Source organism: Acidovorax sp. 69, assembly GCF_002797445.1.
Classification (GTDB): Bacteria; Pseudomonadota; Gammaproteobacteria; order Burkholderiales; family Burkholderiaceae_C; genus Acidovorax.
Map to the genome: position 1 here is coordinate 3,737,447 of NZ_PGEP01000001.1, position 19,196 is coordinate 3,756,642.

23 protein-coding genes are annotated in these 19,196 nt (G+C 65.5%); 1 reads left to right on the forward strand and 22 read right to left on the reverse strand.

The features are described from left to right. The first annotated feature begins 119 nt into the window (after positions 1 to 119). On the forward strand, positions 120 to 968 hold the full coding sequence (locus CLU85_RS23455; protein ID WP_232727855.1) for an integrase arm-type DNA-binding domain-containing protein: 849 nt from the start codon (positions 120 to 122) through the stop codon (positions 966 to 968). 325 nt (positions 969 to 1,293) lie between these two features. Here CLU85_RS23455 and CLU85_RS17135 read toward each other — a convergent pair whose 3' ends face one another. The 22 genes from CLU85_RS17135 to CLU85_RS17240 form a co-directional block, all read right to left on the reverse strand. Beyond that, on the reverse strand, positions 1,294 to 1,503 hold the full coding sequence (locus tag CLU85_RS17135) for a hypothetical protein (RefSeq protein WP_100412609.1): 210 nt from the start codon (positions 1,501 to 1,503) through the stop codon (positions 1,294 to 1,296). 86 nt (positions 1,504 to 1,589) lie between these two features. Beyond that, complete coding sequence (locus CLU85_RS17140) at positions 1,590 to 2,387, reverse strand: 4'-phosphopantetheinyl transferase superfamily protein (protein ID WP_100411321.1); 798 nt, start codon at positions 2,385 to 2,387, stop codon at positions 1,590 to 1,592. Between the two features lies 1 nt (position 2,388). Beyond that, entirely contained in the window at positions 2,389 to 2,838 is a 450-nt protein-coding gene (locus CLU85_RS17145) for an excinuclease ATPase subunit (RefSeq protein ID WP_100411322.1), read from the reverse strand. 99 nt (positions 2,839 to 2,937) lie between these two features. After that, entirely contained in the window at positions 2,938 to 3,375 is a 438-nt protein-coding gene (locus tag CLU85_RS17150) for an excinuclease ATPase subunit (protein ID WP_232727856.1), read from the reverse strand. Between the two features lie 65 nt (positions 3,376 to 3,440). After that, positions 3,441 to 3,866, reverse strand: a complete 426-nt coding sequence (locus tag CLU85_RS17155) for a hypothetical protein (protein WP_232727857.1) — start codon at positions 3,864 to 3,866, stop codon at positions 3,441 to 3,443. A gap of 6 nt (positions 3,867 to 3,872) precedes the next feature. Continuing rightward, on the reverse strand, positions 3,873 to 5,117 hold the full coding sequence (locus CLU85_RS17160) for a beta-ketoacyl-ACP synthase (RefSeq protein WP_100411323.1): 1,245 nt from the start codon (positions 5,115 to 5,117) through the stop codon (positions 3,873 to 3,875). After that, on the reverse strand, positions 5,114 to 5,878 hold the full coding sequence (locus CLU85_RS17165; RefSeq protein ID WP_100411324.1) for a 3-ketoacyl-ACP reductase FabG2: 765 nt from the start codon (positions 5,876 to 5,878) through the stop codon (positions 5,114 to 5,116). The genes CLU85_RS17160 and CLU85_RS17165 overlap by 4 nt, the downstream gene beginning before the upstream one ends. A gap of 87 nt (positions 5,879 to 5,965) precedes the next feature. Then, complete coding sequence (locus tag CLU85_RS17170) at positions 5,966 to 6,442, reverse strand: hypothetical protein (RefSeq protein ID WP_100411325.1); 477 nt, start codon at positions 6,440 to 6,442, stop codon at positions 5,966 to 5,968. 2 nt (positions 6,443 to 6,444) lie between these two features. Continuing rightward, on the reverse strand, positions 6,445 to 7,641 hold the full coding sequence (locus tag CLU85_RS17175; protein ID WP_100411326.1) for a beta-ketoacyl-ACP synthase: 1,197 nt from the start codon (positions 7,639 to 7,641) through the stop codon (positions 6,445 to 6,447). Beyond that, positions 7,641 to 8,234 carry a DUF3261 domain-containing protein gene (locus CLU85_RS17180; protein ID WP_100411327.1) on the reverse strand — a complete coding sequence of 198 codons (594 nt, stop codon included), beginning with the start codon at positions 8,232 to 8,234 and terminating at the stop codon, positions 7,641 to 7,643. The genes CLU85_RS17175 and CLU85_RS17180 overlap by 1 nt, the downstream gene beginning before the upstream one ends. Continuing rightward, on the reverse strand, positions 8,231 to 9,490 hold the full coding sequence (locus CLU85_RS17185; protein WP_100411328.1) for an NAD(P)/FAD-dependent oxidoreductase: 1,260 nt from the start codon (positions 9,488 to 9,490) through the stop codon (positions 8,231 to 8,233). The genes CLU85_RS17180 and CLU85_RS17185 overlap by 4 nt, the downstream gene beginning before the upstream one ends. Before the next feature lie 11 nt (positions 9,491 to 9,501). Then, positions 9,502 to 11,862, reverse strand: coding sequence for an MMPL family transporter (locus CLU85_RS17190; protein ID WP_100411329.1), 2,361 nt, complete (start codon positions 11,860 to 11,862; stop codon positions 9,502 to 9,504). A gap of 19 nt (positions 11,863 to 11,881) precedes the next feature. Further along, entirely contained in the window at positions 11,882 to 12,517 is a 636-nt protein-coding gene (locus CLU85_RS17195; protein WP_100411330.1) for an outer membrane lipoprotein carrier protein LolA, read from the reverse strand. Further along, complete coding sequence (locus CLU85_RS17200) at positions 12,514 to 12,954, reverse strand: thioesterase family protein (protein ID WP_100411331.1); 441 nt, start codon at positions 12,952 to 12,954, stop codon at positions 12,514 to 12,516. Before CLU85_RS17200 ends, CLU85_RS17195 begins: the two co-directional genes overlap by 4 nt. Before the next feature lie 57 nt (positions 12,955 to 13,011). Beyond that, positions 13,012 to 13,995, reverse strand: coding sequence for an acyltransferase (locus CLU85_RS17205; protein WP_100411332.1), 984 nt, complete (start codon positions 13,993 to 13,995; stop codon positions 13,012 to 13,014). After that, positions 13,992 to 14,771 carry a glycosyltransferase family 2 protein gene (locus CLU85_RS17210; protein ID WP_100411333.1) on the reverse strand — a complete coding sequence of 260 codons (780 nt, stop codon included), beginning with the start codon at positions 14,769 to 14,771 and terminating at the stop codon, positions 13,992 to 13,994. The genes CLU85_RS17205 and CLU85_RS17210 overlap by 4 nt, the downstream gene beginning before the upstream one ends. Next, positions 14,768 to 16,480: an AMP-binding protein gene (locus tag CLU85_RS17215; protein ID WP_100411334.1), complete on the reverse strand. Its 1,713-nt coding sequence runs from the start codon at positions 16,478 to 16,480 to the stop codon at positions 14,768 to 14,770. Before CLU85_RS17215 ends, CLU85_RS17210 begins: the two co-directional genes overlap by 4 nt. A gap of 46 nt (positions 16,481 to 16,526) precedes the next feature. Further along, a complete protein-coding gene (locus CLU85_RS17220; protein WP_100411335.1) occupies positions 16,527 to 17,090 on the reverse strand; it encodes a hypothetical protein in 564 nt (187 codons plus the stop codon). A gap of 22 nt (positions 17,091 to 17,112) precedes the next feature. Continuing rightward, positions 17,113 to 17,373, reverse strand: coding sequence for an acyl carrier protein (locus CLU85_RS17225; protein ID WP_100411336.1), 261 nt, complete (start codon positions 17,371 to 17,373; stop codon positions 17,113 to 17,115). A gap of 32 nt (positions 17,374 to 17,405) precedes the next feature. After that, entirely contained in the window at positions 17,406 to 17,666 is a 261-nt protein-coding gene (locus CLU85_RS17230; RefSeq protein WP_007855388.1) for a phosphopantetheine-binding protein, read from the reverse strand. Continuing rightward, on the reverse strand, positions 17,653 to 18,429 hold the full coding sequence (locus CLU85_RS17235; RefSeq protein WP_100411337.1) for a 1-acyl-sn-glycerol-3-phosphate acyltransferase: 777 nt from the start codon (positions 18,427 to 18,429) through the stop codon (positions 17,653 to 17,655). The genes CLU85_RS17230 and CLU85_RS17235 overlap by 14 nt, the downstream gene beginning before the upstream one ends. Beyond that, complete coding sequence (locus CLU85_RS17240; RefSeq protein WP_157803984.1) at positions 18,422 to 19,189, reverse strand: beta-ketoacyl synthase chain length factor; 768 nt, start codon at positions 19,187 to 19,189, stop codon at positions 18,422 to 18,424. Before CLU85_RS17240 ends, CLU85_RS17235 begins: the two co-directional genes overlap by 8 nt. Positions 19,190 to 19,196 lie beyond the last annotated feature (7 nt).

Below are 19,196 nucleotides of genomic sequence, written 5' to 3' on the forward strand. Positions count from 1 at the left end.
GCGGGTTTTTCTTTGCCTCATGCCGCCTCACTAACTACCATGACATACCGTCAAAAAGACGGTATCTCTGACGGTATGTCCAGATACCGCCAACCGACATACCGTCAGCGGAGGGATTCATGGCCCTCACAGACACATTCACCAAAAACACGAAGCATAGTGGCAAGTCTGGAGGCGATAAGAACACTGACGGTGGGGGCATGTATCTATTGGTCAATGCAGGCGGAAAGTATTGGCGAATGGACTACCGCTTTGCCGACAAACGAAAGACGCTGGCGCTGGGTGTGTACCCCGAAGTCTCGCTGGCCAAAGCGCGGCAACGACGAGAGAAGGCAGGCGAGCTGCTGGCAGATGGGATCGACCCCAGCACCGCCAAACGCGAGGAAAAGCAAGCCAAGGCGGATGCGGCGACACACACCTTTGTACTAGTAGCACGCGAATGGCTGGCCAAGACAGCAGCAGAACGCGCAGACGCCACGCAAAACAAAATCACCTCATGGCTTGAAAAGGACGTGATCCCCTTCATTGGCGTCATGCCCATATCGGCCATCGGACCGCGCGACGTGCTGGCTGCGCTGCGCAAGATGGAGGCGCGCGGTGCCCTCGACAGGGTGCACCGGGTCAAACAGGTGACCGGGCAGGTGTTTCGGTATGGCGCCCGTCCCCTCGAAGGAGTTGCGAACGCTCGATGGCGAGAACCCGGCCGCCTGGCCCAGCAGCTCGGCCGCGCCCACCTCGTCCTGCACAACGATGCCCGTCTTGTCGCGCACGCCCTCGTCCCCGTAGCGCAGGGCCTTGAGCGGCCCGCGCGCCACGCTGGGCGCCATGGTCTCTCGCAAGGTGGTGAAGCACATTGGCGACTCACTGGTCAAGGCAATGGAGCTGGCTTTGTCGGCGGGTGGGCGCGATGGTCCAAGCCCCGCCACCAGTCCGCCTTGCGTGATAGTGTTCGAGAAACTATTCACTAGAGATGCAGCCATGGTCACGCAACCAAAACACCCAGACAAGGACCAAGACCATGATCCGAAGCCAGAGGCTATTGATGCGCCAGCAGATGCGCCGCCGGTCGAGCTGCCGGGCAGCCCCGTGGATGAGCCGAATGCTTGAGGGTTGGCTGGGCAGTGCGCACGGCCCGTGCACCCGGCCCGTGCACCCGGATTTTTAGGCCAAATTGGCCTCTAGCGCTTTATAGATAAGCGCTAGCAGCTATGAAATGCAAGGCATTCATGGCCACTGACTAGCACACTGACACGCCTTGCAGCATCGCACTTTGCAGGTGGCATCACCCTTCTCTCAATCCTCGAGAACCACCCCCAGTGCAGCGAGCTTCTCGGCATACGCATCCCTGCGCTTCGCTGCTTTGGCGGCCGTATCGACCGCAGTCTGGATGGCCTTGGGGCCCTTGGCGGCAACGGTTTTGATCAGCCCTTGCTTGTGGGCGGCATCGGCCTGTGCCCTTTTGAACGTGGCGATCAGTTCGGCATGGGCAACGGGTTGATTCACAAGCACCTTTCTTTTCAAGATTACTATTCTCTGCGGGGCATGCGGATGCGCTCTACCGGGCAGACGTCAATCCGCCCGCAGGCAGATCAACACGGCATCAGGACCCAATCGCTGTCGCCATGCCACTTGATGTCCGCATCACCAAGCAATGCACAGGGCTGTGTACCGCGTTCAAGCGTACATGCTGAAAGCACAACGTCATACCCATCCAGCGTTTCGCCTGACCACGATTGCGCGTGCGCGAGCGGTGGCGCTGAAGAGACGGTTGCTCGACAAAATTCGATGCGTTGGATGACTGAAAAATCGACGCCTGTCCCAAGGCACTTGAAGTACGCCTCTTTGAGGCTCCACCACTGCACAAACAGGCGCTGCCGAGACCGTTCGCAGTCGATGGCATGCAGTTGCTGCATCTCGCGGTCGGAGCAGGCCAGGGCAGCCGGTGCGAGCACATCGCGCCAGGAGGATCGAATACTTTGTACCTCGATATCCACACCCACGGGCTGGGTCGCCAGTGCACAGGCGATGAACATATCGCTGTGTGATAGGGAAAGGTACATTGAAGCCGCGGCATCCGCGCCATGGTGATGCACATTCAGCGCTGGCGCCTTGCCCTCTGCGGCGTCCAGCCGCCAGTGCTCCACGGGGGTGACGGTAGCCTGCGCCAGCAGGCTGCGCAGAGCATAGCGGCAGGCCACAAACTCTTGGCGCCTTGCGGGGCGCTGCATGGCGGCCAGACGCACCTGCTCGCCTTCACTGAGCCAACCCGGTGCCAGTCGCTGGGCCTGCGCCCATACGGACGCCTGCGCGGCCACCTGTATCTGCGGCGCCGCAGGTGCAACCGCAGACGCCGCCGCAGCGGCCTGGGTGTCTGGCGGAGCGTTCACCTCACGGCGCAGTGCGGGCGTAGGTGCCTTTCAGCGTCACGCCGGTCAGAAAATTGCCTGAATAGCATTCGAAACGCACCGGATCCTTGAAGGTCTTTTCTTTGTAGAAGCTGTGCAGGTCCACCACGGCATCGGCGCCTTGCTTCTTGGCGTTTTCTTGCAGGGTGATCAACCCGGACAGCGCCGCCCAATGGCATGCAAATACAGGATCCTTGCCACCTGAACTGGTTCTTCGGTTCACATGCTCTTCGCCCAGGCTGGGAGCGGCCATCTCCGGGGTGGGTGCGCCTGAGAGGTAGAACTTCACACTGCCATCGAGCTTGCCCTCCTTCAGCCCCAGGCGCACGGCGTCTTCCAGGGGCTGCAGTTGCACTTTGTCGCGTGCGTGCACCCCGTTGACCGCCCCCAGCACGGTCAGCGCCAAAACCCATTGGTGGACCTTCATCTTCATATGCCATTCCTCCGGATCTCTCAGCAAGGAGAGTGTTGTCAATCTTATGGTCAGCGACCGACTTACCCGCCAAGGCTCGCGTCGCTTCGCTCAGCCCCCTCAGCCACCGGTGCGGGCGTAGGTGCCCTTCAGCGTCACACCGATCACGATATTGCCAGCATGGCACTGGTAGGTGACCGGGTTCTTGATGGTGTCGCGCTTGTAGTAGCTGTGCAGGTCCACCACGGCGTTGGCGCCTTTTTGCTTGGCCGACTCCTGGAACGCAATCAGCGCGGACAACGCTGCCCACTTGCATCCGAAGGCGTCGTCTTTGCCTACGCCGTTGGTCTTTTTGTTGGCGACGTCTTCGCCCAGACGCGCGCTGACTTTGGGCGTCTTCGCACCCGAGAGGTAGAACTTGACGCTGCCGTCGAGCTTGCCTTGCTCCACCCCCATCCGCACTACCTCATCCAACGGCAGTGTCAACACGTCATTGCGTGCATGGGCCATGGTGCCCGCAGAAAGCGCTACCAGCGCCAAAACCAGATGCTTTTTCACAGTTGTTCCCTCGCCTCGAAAAAGGCCTTGTTGTTGGTGATTGCCAAGGTGCCCGTCCCTGGGCATCAAACCGGCCCGATCCGCTTAATCAAGTTGAGGATCCAGCGGTTGTAGTTGGGGTGAATCTTGCGCACGCCGCCGATCTCTTCATAGTTCAGATTGAAGCTGGTCACGTAGTCGATTTTGTAGCCCGTCGGTTCGTAGCGCACGGCAACCGTCACCTGGTGCTTGCCTTGTTTGTCGTAACTGAGTTCCACCAACCCTGGAGCTTCTCGGGTCACAACCCAGCCCAAGGCCTGGCCGCCTGCCACGATGCGGTCACGGGTTTGGCTGGCATCGAGGGGTGTGGCCGACACCGCCAAGACTTTTGGCGCATCGTACATATCGGCGGTGCGGGCCAGCGCCGCGCCACTGGCCATGCACAAGGCCAAGGCGATGAACACACCGGCCCAACGCGCCTGCGTATTCGCTCTTTTCATCGTTTCTGCCATATTTTTTCAGTCGCTCCACCGTTTGAAGATCAATGACGTATTGATGCCGCCGAACGCAAAGTTGTTGCTCATCACCACGTCGGTTTGCAGCTGGCGCGCCTGGCCCATGATGAAGTCCACCGTGCCGCAGCGAGGGTCGGGTTCGGTGAGGTTGGCGTTCTGGGCGAACCAGCCCTCGCGCATCATGTGCAGCGTCATCCAGGCCTCCAGCGCGCCGCAGGCGCCCAGGGTGTGGCCCATGTAGCCCTTGAGGGTGCTGACGGGCACCGCGCCGCCAAACACCGCGTGCGTGGCGGTGGTTTCGGCGATGTCGCCCTGGTCCGTGGCCGTGCCGTGGGCGTTGATGTAGCCGATGGCTTCGGGCGCCAGGCCGGCGTCGGCCAGCGCCATGCGCATGGCCTGGGCCATGGTGGCCGGGTTGGGGTGGGTGACATGGGTGCCGTCGGAGTTGGTGGCAAAGCCGATGATCTCGCCCAGGATCTGCGCGCCGCGCGCCTGGGCATGCTCCAGCTCTTCGAGCACGAAGGTACAGGCGCCCTCGCCCAGCACCAGGCCGTCGCGCTGGGCGTCGAAGGGCCGGGGCGTGAGCTCGGGCGTGTCGTTCTTGGTGCTGGTGGCGAACAGGGTGTCGAACACCGCAGCCTGGGTGGCATCGAGCTCTTCGGCGCCGCCGGCCAGCATGGCCAGCTGCTTGCCGCTCTGGATGGCCTCGTAGGCGTAGCCCAGGCCCTGGCTGCCCGAGGTGCAGGCGCTGGACGTCGGGATGACGCGGCCTGTGGCGCCGAAGAAGACGCCCATGTTCACCGCGGCCGTGTGCGACATCATTTTGATGTAGGTGTTGGCGTTGATGCCTTCGGTGCTCTTCTCGGCCATCATGCGGCCGAAGTCGCCGATGGCCGCTGGCGTGCCGGCCGAGGAGCCGTATGAGACGCCCATGTGCCCGCTCTTGACGAAGGGGTCGCCCAGCAGACCGGCGTTTTCCAGCGCGATCTCGGTGGCGCGGGTGGCCATCAGCGCCACGCGGCCCATGCTGCGCATGGTCTTGCGGTTGTAGTGCGCGGGCAGCTCGAACGGCTGCACGGTGCAGCCCAGTTGGGTGCTCAGGCCCTCGTAGCCTTCCCATTCGTGCATCACGCGGATCACGTTGCGGCCACTGAGCAGCTGGCTGCGCACCGTGGCCCAGTCGTTGCCCAGGGGGCTCAGGGCGCCGATGCCCGTGATGACGACGCGGCATTTGGCGGCGGTGCTCATCCGACCATGCCTCCATTGACCGAAATGACCTGGCGCGTGACGTACGAGGCCTCGGGCCCCATGAGGAAGGCGACCACACCAGCGACCTCGCCCACCGTACCCATGCGGCGCATGGGAATCATGTCCAGCGCGTGCTCCAGCACCTCTTGGTTCACCATTTCGGTGTCGATCAGTCCCGGGGCCACGCAATTCACCGTGATATTGCGCTTGGCCAGCTCGATGGCCAGCGACTTGGTGGCGGCGATCACACCGGCCTTGGCCGCGCTGTAGTTGGTCTGCCCCCGGTTGCCCATGAGCGCCGAGACCGATGCCAGCGTCACGATGCGCCCGGGCTTGCGTCTGCGCACCATCGGCATGACCACGGGGTGCAGCACGTTGTAGAACGCGTCCAGGTTGGTATGCACCACGCGGTCCCACTCCTCGCCCGTCATCGCGGGAAAGGCGTTGTCCATGGCGATACCGGCATTGCACACCACGCCGTAGTAGGCGCCGTGGGCCTCGATGTCGGCCTCCAGCGCGGCGGCGCAGGCGGCGCGGTCGGCTACATCGAACTGCAGCACGCGCGCGCTGCGGCCCAGGGCCTCGATCTCTGCGACGGCGCTGTGCGCGTGGTCCAAGCCACTGCGGCAGTGCACGACGATGTCATGGCCGGCCTGGGCCATGCGCAGCGCAATGGCCCGGCCTATGCCCCGGCTGGAGCCGGTCACCAGGATGGTGGCGCCGGTGCCCGGGGCTGGTGGTGTCTTCGTCAACTCGTTCATTCTTGGTATCGATCTGCCGGTCTCCCGGCGTGCTCCCTCGTCGTTCTAGCTCTGTCGTTCTGTCTGTTTTTATGAGTGCCTGTGCGCTCACTGGCCCTGCGCCGGCGCGGATGATGAAATATAGGTGTTCCCGTCACTAGGCTCAAAGACAGAAATGCGCGCGGTTGCCAACTCCCTCCCGCCATCGGCCTCGATGCGGCAGTCGAACATACCCAGGCCGTTGTCGCCCATCAGCTCGCACTGCACGCGCACCGTGAGCCGGGTGCCGGCTGCAAAAAAGGCCTGCGCGGCCTCGAACCTGCGCGAGCCGAGCAGGAAGCCGATCTGCACGGCCCGCCCCTTGCGCAGGGCGTTCCAGCCGGCCCAGGCGGCCACTGTCTGCGCCATGTACTCCATGCCCACCCAGGAGGGCATGCCAGCGTCGTGCAGGAACAGGCCATCGCGCGGCACGGTGACCTCGGCCACGGCGCGGTCCTCATCGGCGGCCAGCAAGCGGTCCAGCAGCAGCATCACGCCCCGGTGGGGCACATAGTTTTCGATGGGTATAAGTGGTTGGTCGCTCATGGCTAGGCGGCCTCGAAAAGCAGGGCACTGTTGCTGCCCCCAAAGGCAAAAGAATTGCTCAGCACTGCGCGCACGGCCCTGTCGAGCTGCTGGCCGGGGGCCACTGCGTTCAGGGCCGGAATAGCCGGGTCCACCGCGCCGTCCCACCAGTGCACGGGCAGCACACCGCGGGGGTTGTCCTGCAGCACGTGCCAGGCAATGGCGGCCTCCAGCGCACCGGCTGCGGCCAGGGCATGGCCGGTGAGTGGCTTGGTGGAGCTTACCGCCACGCCCTGGCCCAGAACGGACTGCACCGCCCGGCTCTCCATGGCGTCATTGTGCAGCGTAGCGGTGCCGTGCAGATTGACATAGTCCACGGCAGTGGGCCGCATAGCCGCGCGCGCCAGCGCCTTGTGCATTGCCGCCACAGCGCCTTGGCCCGAAGGGTCGGGGGCGGACATGTGGTGCGCGTCCTGCGACTCGCCCCAGCCCGCCAGGCGCACCGGGCCGCTGTCGCGGCTGAGCACGAAGAATGCCGCGGCTTCGCCCAGGTTGATGCCGTTACGGTGGGCCGACAAGGGGTTGCAGCGCTGGGCGGATACGGCCTCCAGCGCGCTGAAACCGCCCACAGTGAAGCGGCCCAAGGCGTCCACCCCGCCAGCCACCACTACATCAGCCATGCCGGACTGCAGCAGCCGGCCGGCCGAGGCCAGGGCCTTGGCGCCCGAGGAGCAGGCGGTGGAGATGGCGTGCGCAGGCCCGCGCACACCCAGGTGCAGCGCCAGGAACTCGGCAACGTTGCCCATCTCCTGCACGCGGTAGTCCAAACCCGGGGGAAAGCGGCCCTCATGCAGCAGGTGGCGGGCCGCGGCCTCGCCTTCGTCCATGCCTGCCGTACTGGTACCCACCACCAGCGCCACGCGCGTGGCGCCCCATTGGGCGATGGCCTGCCCCACCACGGGGCGCAGGTCCTGCATGGCGGCCCAGGCCAGCGCATTGTTGCGCGAGCGCTGGTGTGCCGGGGCAAAGTCCAGCGCGGGCAGCAGCGTGCCCGCGGGCAGGCAACCCAGCGGCAAAGTGCGGCCAGGGCTGTAGCGGTCCGTCCACTGCAGGGTTTGCGGGTCGGTGGCAGAAAAAAGATTCGCGCGCATGGACGCGGCGTCCAGCCCCAGCGCGCTCCAGGCCGATGCGGCGTTCAAGTAGACATGCGGGCCGGCCATCAGGACGCCCCTTGCGCCGAAGCGCATAGACGGGCGCCGCCGGGTGACTCAACGCGCAACGTGAAAGGCCCCTGCGGGTAGGTGATCTCGACGGCGGAGCTGCCGACGAACTGCACGCGCACCCGCTCCTGCCCATTGCGCAGCAAGCGGCGCCCCGTCGCAGAGGCTTCCACGCTCCAAGGCGCCTTGAACGCATCCTGCACGGTCGACGCGGGCCAGAAGGCCAGCTGCAGGTCGCTCAACACCTGCTCTGGCGCCAGTTGCGCAGGCCACTGGCGCCCGAGCTGTTTGTCCCACCGATTCCCGTCCCACACCATGGTGCCCATGCCCTGCCCCATGAGGAAGAAGGCCAGACGCACGGCCTCGGCGTCCACCTCGAGCAAGGCTTCGAGTTGCTGCGCGGGCCTGTCGGGCAGCTCCACGGTGAGGCGCTGCTGCACGGCCACAGAGCAGCCCAGGGCCGCAGGCGACAGGGCCAGCAAGGGCACGCGCGCAGCATTCTGCGCACCCGGCGATGCGCAGGCAGACAGCAGCAGCACGGTCAGCAGTGCAGCGCCCAGGCGCGATCTGAAAACGATTGGGGCGACGCTCATGCGGGAACGGCCCCCGGCTGCCGCGACGGGCGAGGCATGCGACACAGCTCGCCCAGCACCTGCAGGCGCCGCTGGGGTTCCGCCACATAAGGGTTCTTCTTGTCCCAGGCGTAGCCGGCCAGGATGGATGCAATCATGCGCCGGATCTCGGGGCTGTGTTGGTCGCTAAAAATCACGTCTTGAAAGCCTCCGTCGTACCAGCCCTGCACGAAGGCGCGGAAGGTGTTCACACCCGCCTGCAGCGGCACCGCATAGTCCTGCTGCCAGTCCACTGCCTCGCCGCGCCAGCTGCGCTCGATGCAGCGTGCCGCCAGGCTGGCCGACGTGACGGCTATGGTCACGCCGCTGGAGAACACCGGGTCGAGGAACTCGCCGGCGTTGCCCAGCAGCGCATAACCTTTACCCCACAGCGAGGTGACGTTGGCCGCGTAACCGGTGAGGGACCGGCCCGGCGTGTCCCACACCGCGTTGCGTAGCACATGGGCCAGGCTCGACGTTTCCGCGATGATGGCCTGCAGGCGTTCCACCTCGGTGCCTTGGTAGCGCGACAAAAACTCGGGCGTGGCCACCACGCCCTGCGAGCAGCGGCCATCAGCAAAGGGAATGGTCCAGAACCAGACCTCGTGGTGCACCGGGTGCACCGAGATCAGGATCTTGCTGCGGTCCATGTCGCCATGGGCGATACCGTCCTGGATGTGCGTGAACAGGGCGCCGCGCACGGGGAAGTCCGACGGGCGCTCGAGCTGCAGCATGCGCGGCAGGGTGCGCGCGAAACCGCTGGCGTCCAGCAGGAAGCGCGCACGCACGGTGTACTCCTCGCCCTCGGGCGAGGTGACCGAGACCTCGGGCTGCTCGCCCGACACGTCCACAGCGGTCACCGTGTGGCGGTAGCGGATCTCGGCGCCGGCCTTCTCGGCAGCGTCGGCCAGCACTTTGTCAAAATTGCCGCGCTGCACCTGGTAGGTGGTGCCCCAGCCGGGCGAGAACTTGTCGCGAAAGTCAAACTCGGTGCGCAGATCGCCCTTGGCGAAGGTGGCGCCGTTCTTGTACTGAAAGCCCGCCTCCACCACGTCCTGCAGCATGCCGGCTTCTTCGATGTAGGCCATGCTTTGGGGCAACAGGCTCTCGCCAATCGAAAAGCGCGGGAAGACCTCCTTCTCCAGCACCAGCACCTCGCGCCCCTGTTTGCGCAGAATTCCTGCGGCCACGGCGCCCGAGGGGCCCGCGCCCACGATCAGCACCTCGGTCTGTTCCATTCGACGTTGTTTCACTGTTTTTTCTCGTTGTCTGTTGTGCCGCGAAAGAGTGGCGCCAGCACCAGCACCAGCGGCAGGCCGAGCATGAGGGTGAGGCCGAAAGCCTTGAGCGCGGGTGTCTCGGACAGACCCAGCAGCCCGAACGACAGCCAGGTGCTGCCCGCGCCGATAACCACCGCCAGCCAGGCGTGAGGGTCGTCCTCATGCTCCTGCAGAAAGATACCGTAGTCGATGCCCACGCCCAGCAGAAGCATCAACGCCAGCACGTTGAACAGCTGCCACGGCGCGCCCAATGCAGCGAACACACACACCACTGCCAGGCTGGCCATCACGGTGGGCATCCAGGCACGCCAGGCCCTTCGGCCAAAGCGCAGCCACAGGGCGGCCAGCACCAGCACATGGCCCAGCAGCAGCAGTTCGGTCATGGAGATGCGGTAGCGCTGTAGCAGGCCCGATATTTCGGCGGGCTTGTCGACCCAGGTCACGCCCTCCAGGCCCTGCGCGGCACCGGCCAGCGCGGGCAGGGATTCGACGCCCTTCACCCCGCGCAGCATGAGCAAGCTGCGGTAGCTGCCGTCGCGCTCGCCCAGCCACAGAGGCCGCGCGGCGGCTGATATCGGCTGCGCGAGCCAGGCCTGCACCGTGAGCGGCGCGGACTCGGGAGTGGGGGCCCGTGCAAAGCTTTCGCCCAGCTCGGCGTTCACGCCCTTGTAGACAGCCTCGTGCGCACGGGCCACCAGCTGCGCATCGCTGCCCTGGCGTCGGGCCGAGGGTACCCAGTCCGACACTGCGCTGTAGCCCACAAGCACCTGGTGCGCGACGAGTGCGTCGAGCTTGTCCTTGAGTTCCTCTTCGCGCTGCAACACCTGCTCAGGCGTGTGGCCCTGCACCAGATAGAACTGCGCCGGGCTGGGCAGACCCAGGATGTCGCCCACCTGGCGCTGCTGCGCGACCAGGGCCGCCGAGCCGTTCTGCAGCTGGCGCACGTCGTCCTGCACCCGCAGGCCGCCCCACAGCCAGAGCATCAGGGCAAGGGCCAGGCACACCACCACCGAGCCCGTGAACGCATAGCGCCAGCGCGGCCACGCCATCAGCGTCTGGCCAATACGCTGGGCCAGACGGCTGTGGGGCATGGTGCCCCGGTCCAGCCAGGGGAACCAGCAGACCACGGTGAGCATGGCGGCCGTAAGCCCCACCACCGAGAACACCGCCATCTGCCGCAGCCCTGGGAAGGCCGCAGCACCCAGCGCCAGGTAGGCGATGGCGCTGGTGCCCAACGCCAGCCACAGCGCCGGCATCAGTCCGCGCATCAGCCCGTGCGGGCTGCGCCTGGGCGCGCCCTGGCGGCTGGCGAAGTAGTGGATGCCATAGTCTTCGGCCACGCCCACCAGGCTGGCGCCGAACACCAGGGTCAAAAGGTGCACCTGCTCGAAAAAAAACGCCGTGACCGACAGCGCCACCGCGCAACCCACCAGCAACGAAACGCCGACCAGGGCCACCGGCCGCAGCGAACGGAACGCGAACCAGGCCAGCAGCATCACGCCAGCCAAAGAGCCCCAGCCAATGGTGTTGATCTCGCTATGGGCCTGCACGGCGGCGGCCTCGGCATGCAAGGGCACCCCGGCAACAACCATGCGGGCACCGGGCCACTTTGCCTGCACATCGGCCAGCGCCCCCAGTAGCGCGTTACCCAGCACCGGCTCGCCCGACAGGCGAAAGGCCGAACCCTCGAGCGTGAACTCCAGCACCGCCCATTGCTGGCCGTCAGCCGCCACCCACAGCTCGCCATCTCGCGGGCGAGCCTGGCTTTGCGCACCTCGCGCCGTCCACCACTGGGTCCACAGGCCCAGAGGGTCACTCACCCAGTCGGACAGGCGCGCCTGCACAGCAGGCTGATACAGGTCCTGCAGCGCCTTTTGCACCAGGGCGGCATCGGGGGTACCGGTCAGCAGGGCGCGCTGTTCGGGCGTGAGCAGTCGCTCGCGCCAGGGCTGATAGAAGTCGAGCGCAGCCTGCATCGAGGTCTTCTGCGCGATGGCATCCTCGCGCAGCCGCGTGCCAGCGCGTATGACCAGGCCCTGGCGAAACACCTGCGCGGCCGCGCGCGCCTCGGCCCACTCACCCGCGCCCAGCAGCAGCACCACCTGGCGCGACATCTGACCCACCAGTTGCTCGGTGGCCAAGGCCACGTCGGGCGCCTGCTCGTTTACGGGCAGCAGTGCCATCACGTCGGTGTCGATGCCGTCGTGCATCCAGAACTGCCACTGGTGCACGCCCACGGCAATGATCACCAGCAACCAGGCGATTGCGGCTGCGCGCCACAGCCAGCCGGGCGGTGTATCGGCCACGGGATTCAACGGAGATTGCGCCATGCAGTCACAGTACCCGCCGTCATTCGAACTGCGCCGCGTCCTGCGGGCGCAGCACGTTCTCGGCCACGGGCGAGAGGACACGGATCACGCTGGCATCGCCACGCGCTTCCTGCAGCCGAATCTCCTGCACGAACTGGTTGCCCTGCAGCTCCACCGCGCTGAGCCACTGAGCCAGCGTAGGGTCGCGCGGCACCAGGTGCAGCGACCAGCCCTTGACCGCCACCTGCCCGGTCACCTCGAAATGCTGGGCGAGTTCTGCCGGGTTGGCCGACATCACGGCGAACAGCATGGCGTTGACGGTGCGCAGCACCGGCTCGTCCTGCGCGCGCATCTGCATGGTGAGCTTGCCATCGCTGCCGCGCGATTGCAGGCTGTCGGGCCTGACCACCAGCGTGGATTCGAAGGGCCGCAGCACGTGCCAGACAATGCCTTTGCCCCGCGCCACGACGAAGTCGCCACTGGAGCGCAGCGGCTGCTTGAAGCCCTTGACGGTTTTGAGCTGGTCAAACCCGCCGCGCACGACGGGCGCGTCCTGCACGCGCTCTCGCACCTTGGCCAGCAGTTCGCGCGCGGCGGGTTCTGCAGCATGTGCCGATGCAAGAACCAGCGCATACATCGCCAGCGCAAAGGCCTGCAACCAGGAAGTGACTCTCATGGCGCCACGCCCAGTCGCTCCCACAACACAGGCGGGCAGACGAAACACATGGCGCGGGTTTGCATATCAACCGCCACCTGGATCGTGTGCGCACTGTTGACCTTTTGACCCGTGGCCGCGTCGCGCATCAGGTAGTCGATGCGCAGCCGGTTCTCCCACTCGGTAATGGTGGCGCGCACCTTGAGGGTCTGGCCAAACGTCGTCGGGCGCACGTACTTGAGCCGCATATCCACCACGGGCCATGCGAAGCCCGAGTCACGCATGCGCGGGTAGTCGTAGTCGAACTGGGCCAGCAACGCGCTGCGTGCCAGTTCGAGAAAACGCACGTAGTGGCCGTGATAAACGACCTCCATCACGTCGATGTCGTAGAACGCGGGCGTGATCTCGATCTCATGGCTGAGCCGCTCGCGCGAGGCCAGCTCTTTATCAGTGGACATGCGAAAGCCTCCGGGCGTGCGTGGTAGCAACGGTCTGGGTCATGCTGGGGCACGGAATCATGTGGATGCACCTGGGGCCTGGCGCGCGGACGCACTCTGGTCCCAGAAGGGGAAAAAGTTGAACCAGTCGTACGGAGCGCGGCGCAGCATGCGCTCGAGCTGGCTGGCAAAAAGCCCCGCGTATTCCGCCATGGCCTCTTCGCGCCGGGCGCGCGGCAACACCACGCGCTCGGCCAGGGGCACGAACTCGACGGCATAGCCCGCGCCCTCATGCACGCAGCCCATGAAGTACAGCGGGCATTCGAGCACCGCGGCCAGCACATAAGGCCCGCAGGGGAAAGGCGCCTCGCGCCCGAGGAAAGAGGCGTGGGTGACGCGGCTTTCGCGCACGGGCACGCGGTCGCCGGCAATGGCGATCAGCTCGCCACACGCCACGCGCTCGCCCAACATCATGGCCGTGGCGGCGTTGAACTCGGTCACCTGCAGCAGCTGCACGCCGCTGTCGGGTGCCAGGCGCTGCAGCACGCGGTTGAAGCGCTCGGCATGGGACGTGTGCACCAGGATGCTCAGGCGCAGGCCCGAGCGCCGCTCGGCGATGGCGCGGCACAGCTCGATGCAGCCCATGTGAGCGGTCACCACCACTGCGCCCCGGCCCTGCTCCAGTAGAGCACCCAAGGGCTCGCGTCCAGTGAAGCTGACGCGCTCGAACCGGTAGCGCCCGGTGAGCGCGAGCAGCTTGTCCAGAATCACCTGCGCAAACACACGAAAGTGCCGCAGGCTCTGGCGCCAGCCGGGCGCCGTGGGCCACAGTCCGTAAGCAGCCTGCATGCGCTGCAGGTACTGCAGCGACGAACGGCGCGCCACCGGGCTGGCCAGCCAGTAGTAGGCGACGATGGGGTAAAGGCACAGCAGAAAGGGCCAGCGCCCCAGGAACCGGTGCACCTCGTACAGCAGCCACATGCCTGCGACGAAGGTGTTCTCGCCCATCTGCGCCCAGTGGGGCGCATCGGCCGCCGCGGCCCTGGCGTCCGGTGCCGTCATGCCGCGTGCCCGGTATGGCGCCGCCCCGCGAGCTTGCGCGCCAGCAGCACCGGGCTGCGCAGCAGCATGCCGCCGAACAGCCGCGTGTGCATGCCCGAGATGAGCAGATTGTCGCGCCACACGCGAAAGTGCGAGAGTCCGTCCTGCGGATAGGTCACGGCCGTGCGCTGGGTGACAAAGGGCAACCCCTTCCAGTGCATGCGCACCAGGATCTCAGTGTCAAACTCCATGTGCTTGCCAAGACGAGCGTCGTCCATCACGCCGATGACATCACGCAGCGGGTAGACGCGAAAGCCGCACATCGAATCTTCGATGTCCAGCGACAAGGTGTTGATCCACACCCACACATGCGTGGCATAGCGGCCGTACAGGCGCGCCTTGGGCACGCTGGCGTCGTAGCGCGGTGCGCCGCAAACCATGGCCTCTGGCCGCGCGCGGGCCAATGCGATGAAGGCGGGAATATCGGCCACGGCATGCTGGCCATCAGCATCGATCTGCAGCGCGTGGCTGTAGCCCGCCGCCAGCGCGTGGCGCATGCCGCTCATCACGGCACCGCCCTTGCCCTGGTTCTGCGGCAGGCGCAGCAGCGTGACATCGCCGCAATGCTGCAATGCCAAGGCATCGAGCACGGCAGCGCAGCCCGACTCGGAGCCATCGTCGACCAGGATGCAGTGCAGCCCCGCACCGAGCACGCCCTGCACCATGGCACCGATGGTGGTGGGGTGGTTGTAGACCGGGATGATGGCCACCGGCGCGAATGCGGGCAGGCCGCTCATGCCGGTTCGCCTTGCACCAAGCGCCCGCTGGCATGCGCACCCCGCGCCGAAGTCAGTGCGAACTGGAGGCTGCCCTTGTCGGGATTCCACTGCAGCTGCATCTCGATCCGGTCACCGGGCAGGATGGGCTGCTGAAACTTGACCACCTCGGCACGCAAAAAGGCCACCGGAATGCTGAAGGCCTGCGCACCAAGGGTCACCGCCCAATGCAATTGCGCCACACCCGGCACGATGGGTGCGCCGGGAAAGTGTCCATCCAGCACGCGCAGCCCTGGGTCGACCCGCAACGTGGCTTTGGCCTGGCGCTCGCTGCGTTCAGTCCATTCGGGCTGGGGCATGAGCGGAGCGAACAGGGCGAGCAGGTCGTGCTGCGTGGTCTTGCCCTGCGCGTTCTGCGGTAGTTGCAGCACGTAGCGCCAGCTGCGCGGCAAGGCGACGCGGTCCACCACGGGCTCGAGCAGTGCGCGTAGCGCAGCGCCCATCTGTTTGCGGCCAAGCTGCTGCAGGGCCTGCCAGCCGGCTTCGCTGAGCCCCAGCACCATGCCCACACGGGCAGTGGCCTGGGGCGATTCCAGCACGACGGCCTTGGCCACCTGCACCCAGTCAGACGCGAGCAGCGCGTTTTCCATGGCAGTGAGGGCAATGCGCTTCTCGGCAATTTTCACGATGCGATCGGCCCGCCCCTGCAGCACGAAGCCAGCCCCGCCGTCCTGTGGCAATGCACGGTCTGAGGTCTCCCACCACGCTCCCGCATCGGGTAAGTGACCCGAGCGCACCGAGAGGCAGCCGCTGTCGGCCAGGCGCACTTGCACACCGGGAAGAGGCTGCCATGCATCACCCTGCTCTGCCCTGCGCCGCCAGGCGATACCACCGGTTTCAGAGCTGCCAAACACTTCGGTTGGAGAATGGCTCAACAGCTCCAGACAATGCGCCGAGGCCTCGGGCGACAAAGGTCCGCCCGATGAAAAAATGCCGCGCAAGTTCTGGCACGCCGCCGACCAGCCGAGATGGTCCGGCAGGCGACTGAGCATGGCGGGACTGGAGACCAACACCGCAGGGCCGGGCTGCGACAGCAGCGCCACCAGCTCCTCGGGGTAGCGAAGAAATTCGGTGCCCAGGTGCCGCCCTGCGGCCATTGGCCACAACACACGGAACAGCAGGCCGTAGATGTGCTGATGCGATACGGTGGCCAGGGTGCGCAGACCCGGCACATCCGCGATGACACCAAAAACGGCCTCCAACGCATGCACCTCGGCATCAAGCTGTGCAAGGCGCTTGACGATGCGCTCGGGCACGCCCGTGGAGCCCGAGGTGAACAGCACCACCTGCGCATCGCGCAGGGAAAGGGGCTCCAAAACCACCGCCGGGGCCGCTGCTTCATCCGGCTGCACGGCGCCCGGCAACAGACCCGCGCAGGCTTGCACCTGGGGCAGCAGGTGCGCAAGGGTGTGCGGCTGCAGGTCGCTGGCAAGCACCGGCGTCTTGCCCGCATGCCAGGCACCCCAAAGCGCGGAGGCAAAAGCCAACGGGTCATCGAAATACAAGCCCACCTCGGTGCCCTGCACCCGTTGGAATGCAGCACACCAGGTTTTCACGGAGCGCACCCAGTCGGCGTGCGACACCGTGCGCCCACCAATGAGCGCAACCACGCGCGCAGCGCCCAATGCTTGCGGCAGGGCCACTTGGGAAAGCACTGTAAATGGTCTCACCTTGCTCGATTCCTGATTCTTGAAGTGATTGGACAGGGGCGGAAATTCATGGTTGATTTGAGACCACGGTGTTGGAGCGTTTGACCCATTGGCGCACTATCCACTCAACGCCCATCAGGCAACCCATCAGTCCGTATGCGATGAGCCCGTTATATAGCGCCCAGGTGGCATCGCTGCTGAAGGCGGCGGTGTAAGCCGCAACAGCGCCATTGACCACGAAGAAGACGCACCAGACGGCGGTCACCTTGCGGGTATAACGCACCCCCGATGGCGGCAGTTCGGGCTCGCTCAAGCGGGCCAGGCGCTCCACCACCGTGGGCGGGTGGCGCAGGCTCACCGCAAACACCACCAACAGCACAGCGTTGACCAGTACTGGGTAGAGCTTGACGGCCAGCGCATCATCCCGCCACCAGGCGGCCAGCGCCAGCACGGCGGCGCCCGAGGCCACAGCCCACCAGAAGCGCTGGCGCGTGACCAGGGCACGCAGCACGGCCAGCGCGATCAGCACCACTGCCAGCCACTGCGGCGCCACGTTGCCCAGCGCCAGATAAACGCCTAGGGGGTACAACACCGTCAACACCACCAGCACGGTAGTCACGATTTTGTGCATGGCTGGCGGTTCGCCTGCGCGCTCAGCTGGCGGAGGTTGCGTCGCTCACCAAGAGGTGCAGCGCATCGACCACATCCTGCACGGTGCGCACCGACTTGAAGGCGTCGGCGTTCAGGCGCTTACCAACCCAGGGCTTGAGCTGCACGATCAAGTCCACGGCATCGATGCTGTCGATGTCCAGATCGTCATACAGGCGCGCCTCGGGGGTGACGCGGCTGGCGTCGATTTCAAACGTCTCCTGCAGGATGGTGACGATACGTTCGTAGATGGCTTCTTTGTTCATGTCAGGATTTCCGTGAATGCTGCACGGCTCTTTCAGTGCGTGCGGCTGGCGGCCACGAAGGCGGCCAGCGCCTGCACGCTGCCAAAGTGTTTGCGCGTCTGCTCCGAATCAGCCGACATGCTCAGGCCGTAGCGCTTTTGCAGCGCCAGACCCAGCTCCAGGGCATCGATGGAGTCCAGACCCAGGCCCTCGACGAACAGCGGTGCAGCAGGGTCAATATCCTCGGGCGCAATGTCTTCGAGCGCCAAGCTGGAGATGATGATTTCTTTGATTTCTTGCTCAAGTTGAAGCACAGGCAGGTCCCTTGAAAAGTTGTTCAGACAGGTGCTCGGTCACATGGCGCGCAGCCAGGGATTCGCTGGCAGCCGAGGCACAGAATTCTTGCACCGGAATGTCTGGCCGCACGTCAATGGTGAAGCGCGGCTTTTGCACGGGCACCTTCCACCACGGCACCCCCTTGGTCAGCATGGGCAGGCTGCTGTGGATGTGTACGGGCGTGATGTCGATACGCCCGCGCACCGCCACGTGGGCAGCACCGCGCTGCAGCCGGATGGTGCCCGCCAGCGGGGTGCGCGTGCCCTCGGGGAAGATGATGAGGTTGTTGCCATTCTTCAGTGAACGCACGCAGTCTTCCAGCAGGCCCGCACCATCGCCGTTGGTGATGAAGCCCGCCGCGCGGACGGGGCCGCGCGTGAACGGGTTGCGCGCAAGTGCTGCCTTGACGATGCAGTCCGCATGGCGCACGAAGGAAATCAGGAACACCACATCGATCAGCGACGGGTGGTTGGCCAGGATCAACAGGCCCCGGCGCTGGAGACGCTCAGCACCATGCACCTCATAGGAGATCACGCCCACGGTGTTCATGAGGCCGACGAAACCGCGAAAGCTGTGGTGGATGATGGCCTGCGACAGCTGCTGCTGGCGCGCGGCCCCGCGCACGAACAGCATCGCGACAGGACACACCACCATCCCCAGCACAATGCCACCCAGGCCAAACACGGAAAAACAGAAACCCGTGGCCACAATGCGCCAGGCCCGGTTGATCGCTTCAAACATGCACACGCTCCCACATCCATTGGCCCGAGGCATGGCCGCGCATCAAACTATGCCGCTGCGCCTGCACCAGGAAGTGCAGCACATCAAGCCCATGCGGTAGTGCAGATGCCCCGGCAGCGGGGTCAACACCCTGCGGCGCGCAGTCCTGAGCCTGCAGAACAAAACCCTCGCTACCCGCTGGACAGGGGGCGAGCAACGCAGCCCAAGCGTACTCCGATGCGGGCTCATCGTGGAACACCGCGTAATCGTGCGGAAGGCGGCCGTCATAGCACACCAGCAACACCTCAGGCGACTCCTGCTCCATGTCACTCAGCAGACCTACCGCCTCGACAACACCCGCTTCGGGCACGCAGTGCGAGGACGCAACACACACCGAATTGGCACGCATGCCGCGCAAGATGGAGTGCTGCGCACCCACGGCGTTGTGCACCGACAACCCAAAGGCAGTCGGTGACAGGGGCTCATCGAGCGCCTGGGACCTGAGCAAGGCCAATGTCTTTTCAGCGTCGCCATAGCGCGACGCCCACACGACAGGGATATCAGCGCCACGCGCATGCAAAAGCACCTGGTCGGCCACGGAAATGGCCAACTTGGCCAGTTGGCCCAGTCGGCGGCGTGACATGGCGGGCACGTGGGGCAACTCGATTTCCGTGTCACCCACCGGGCTCACAGGCGCCTCTGCCCACCGCAACCATTGTTCTTGACTCTGCAGGCCCGGCGCAATCGCGGCCCACGCCTGTACGGCGAAGGCTGATCGCACGGTACTC

Coding starts and splice junctions, on each gene's coding strand:
- CLU85_RS23455 (WP_232727855.1), top strand. CDS start 120: ATGGCCCTCACAGACACATTCACCAAAAACACGAAGCATAGTGGCAAG.
- CLU85_RS17145 (WP_100411322.1), bottom strand. CDS start 2,838: ATGAAGATGAAGGTCCACCAATGGGTTTTGGCGCTGACCGTGCTGGGG.
- CLU85_RS17155 (WP_232727857.1), bottom strand. CDS start 3,866: ATGGCAGAAACGATGAAAAGAGCGAATACGCAGGCGCGTTGGGCCGGT.
- CLU85_RS17160 (WP_100411323.1), bottom strand. CDS start 5,117: ATGAGCACCGCCGCCAAATGCCGCGTCGTCATCACGGGCATCGGCGCC.
- CLU85_RS17165 (WP_100411324.1), bottom strand. CDS start 5,878: ATGAACGAGTTGACGAAGACACCACCAGCCCCGGGCACCGGCGCCACC.
- CLU85_RS17170 (WP_100411325.1), bottom strand. CDS start 6,442: ATGAGCGACCAACCACTTATACCCATCGAAAACTATGTGCCCCACCGG.
- CLU85_RS17175 (WP_100411326.1), bottom strand. CDS start 7,641: ATGGCCGGCCCGCATGTCTACTTGAACGCCGCATCGGCCTGGAGCGCG.
- CLU85_RS17180 (WP_100411327.1), bottom strand. CDS start 8,234: ATGAGCGTCGCCCCAATCGTTTTCAGATCGCGCCTGGGCGCTGCACTG.
- CLU85_RS17185 (WP_100411328.1), bottom strand. CDS start 9,490: ATGGAACAGACCGAGGTGCTGATCGTGGGCGCGGGCCCCTCGGGCGCC.
- CLU85_RS17190 (WP_100411329.1), bottom strand. CDS start 11,862: ATGGCGCAATCTCCGTTGAATCCCGTGGCCGATACACCGCCCGGCTGG.
- CLU85_RS17195 (WP_100411330.1), bottom strand. CDS start 12,517: ATGAGAGTCACTTCCTGGTTGCAGGCCTTTGCGCTGGCGATGTATGCG.
- CLU85_RS17200 (WP_100411331.1), bottom strand. CDS start 12,954: ATGTCCACTGATAAAGAGCTGGCCTCGCGCGAGCGGCTCAGCCATGAG.
- CLU85_RS17205 (WP_100411332.1), bottom strand. CDS start 13,995: ATGACGGCACCGGACGCCAGGGCCGCGGCGGCCGATGCGCCCCACTGG.
- CLU85_RS17210 (WP_100411333.1), bottom strand. CDS start 14,771: ATGAGCGGCCTGCCCGCATTCGCGCCGGTGGCCATCATCCCGGTCTAC.
- CLU85_RS17220 (WP_100411335.1), bottom strand. CDS start 17,090: ATGCACAAAATCGTGACTACCGTGCTGGTGGTGTTGACGGTGTTGTAC.
- CLU85_RS17225 (WP_100411336.1), bottom strand. CDS start 17,373: ATGAACAAAGAAGCCATCTACGAACGTATCGTCACCATCCTGCAGGAG.
- CLU85_RS17235 (WP_100411337.1), bottom strand. CDS start 18,429: ATGTTTGAAGCGATCAACCGGGCCTGGCGCATTGTGGCCACGGGTTTC.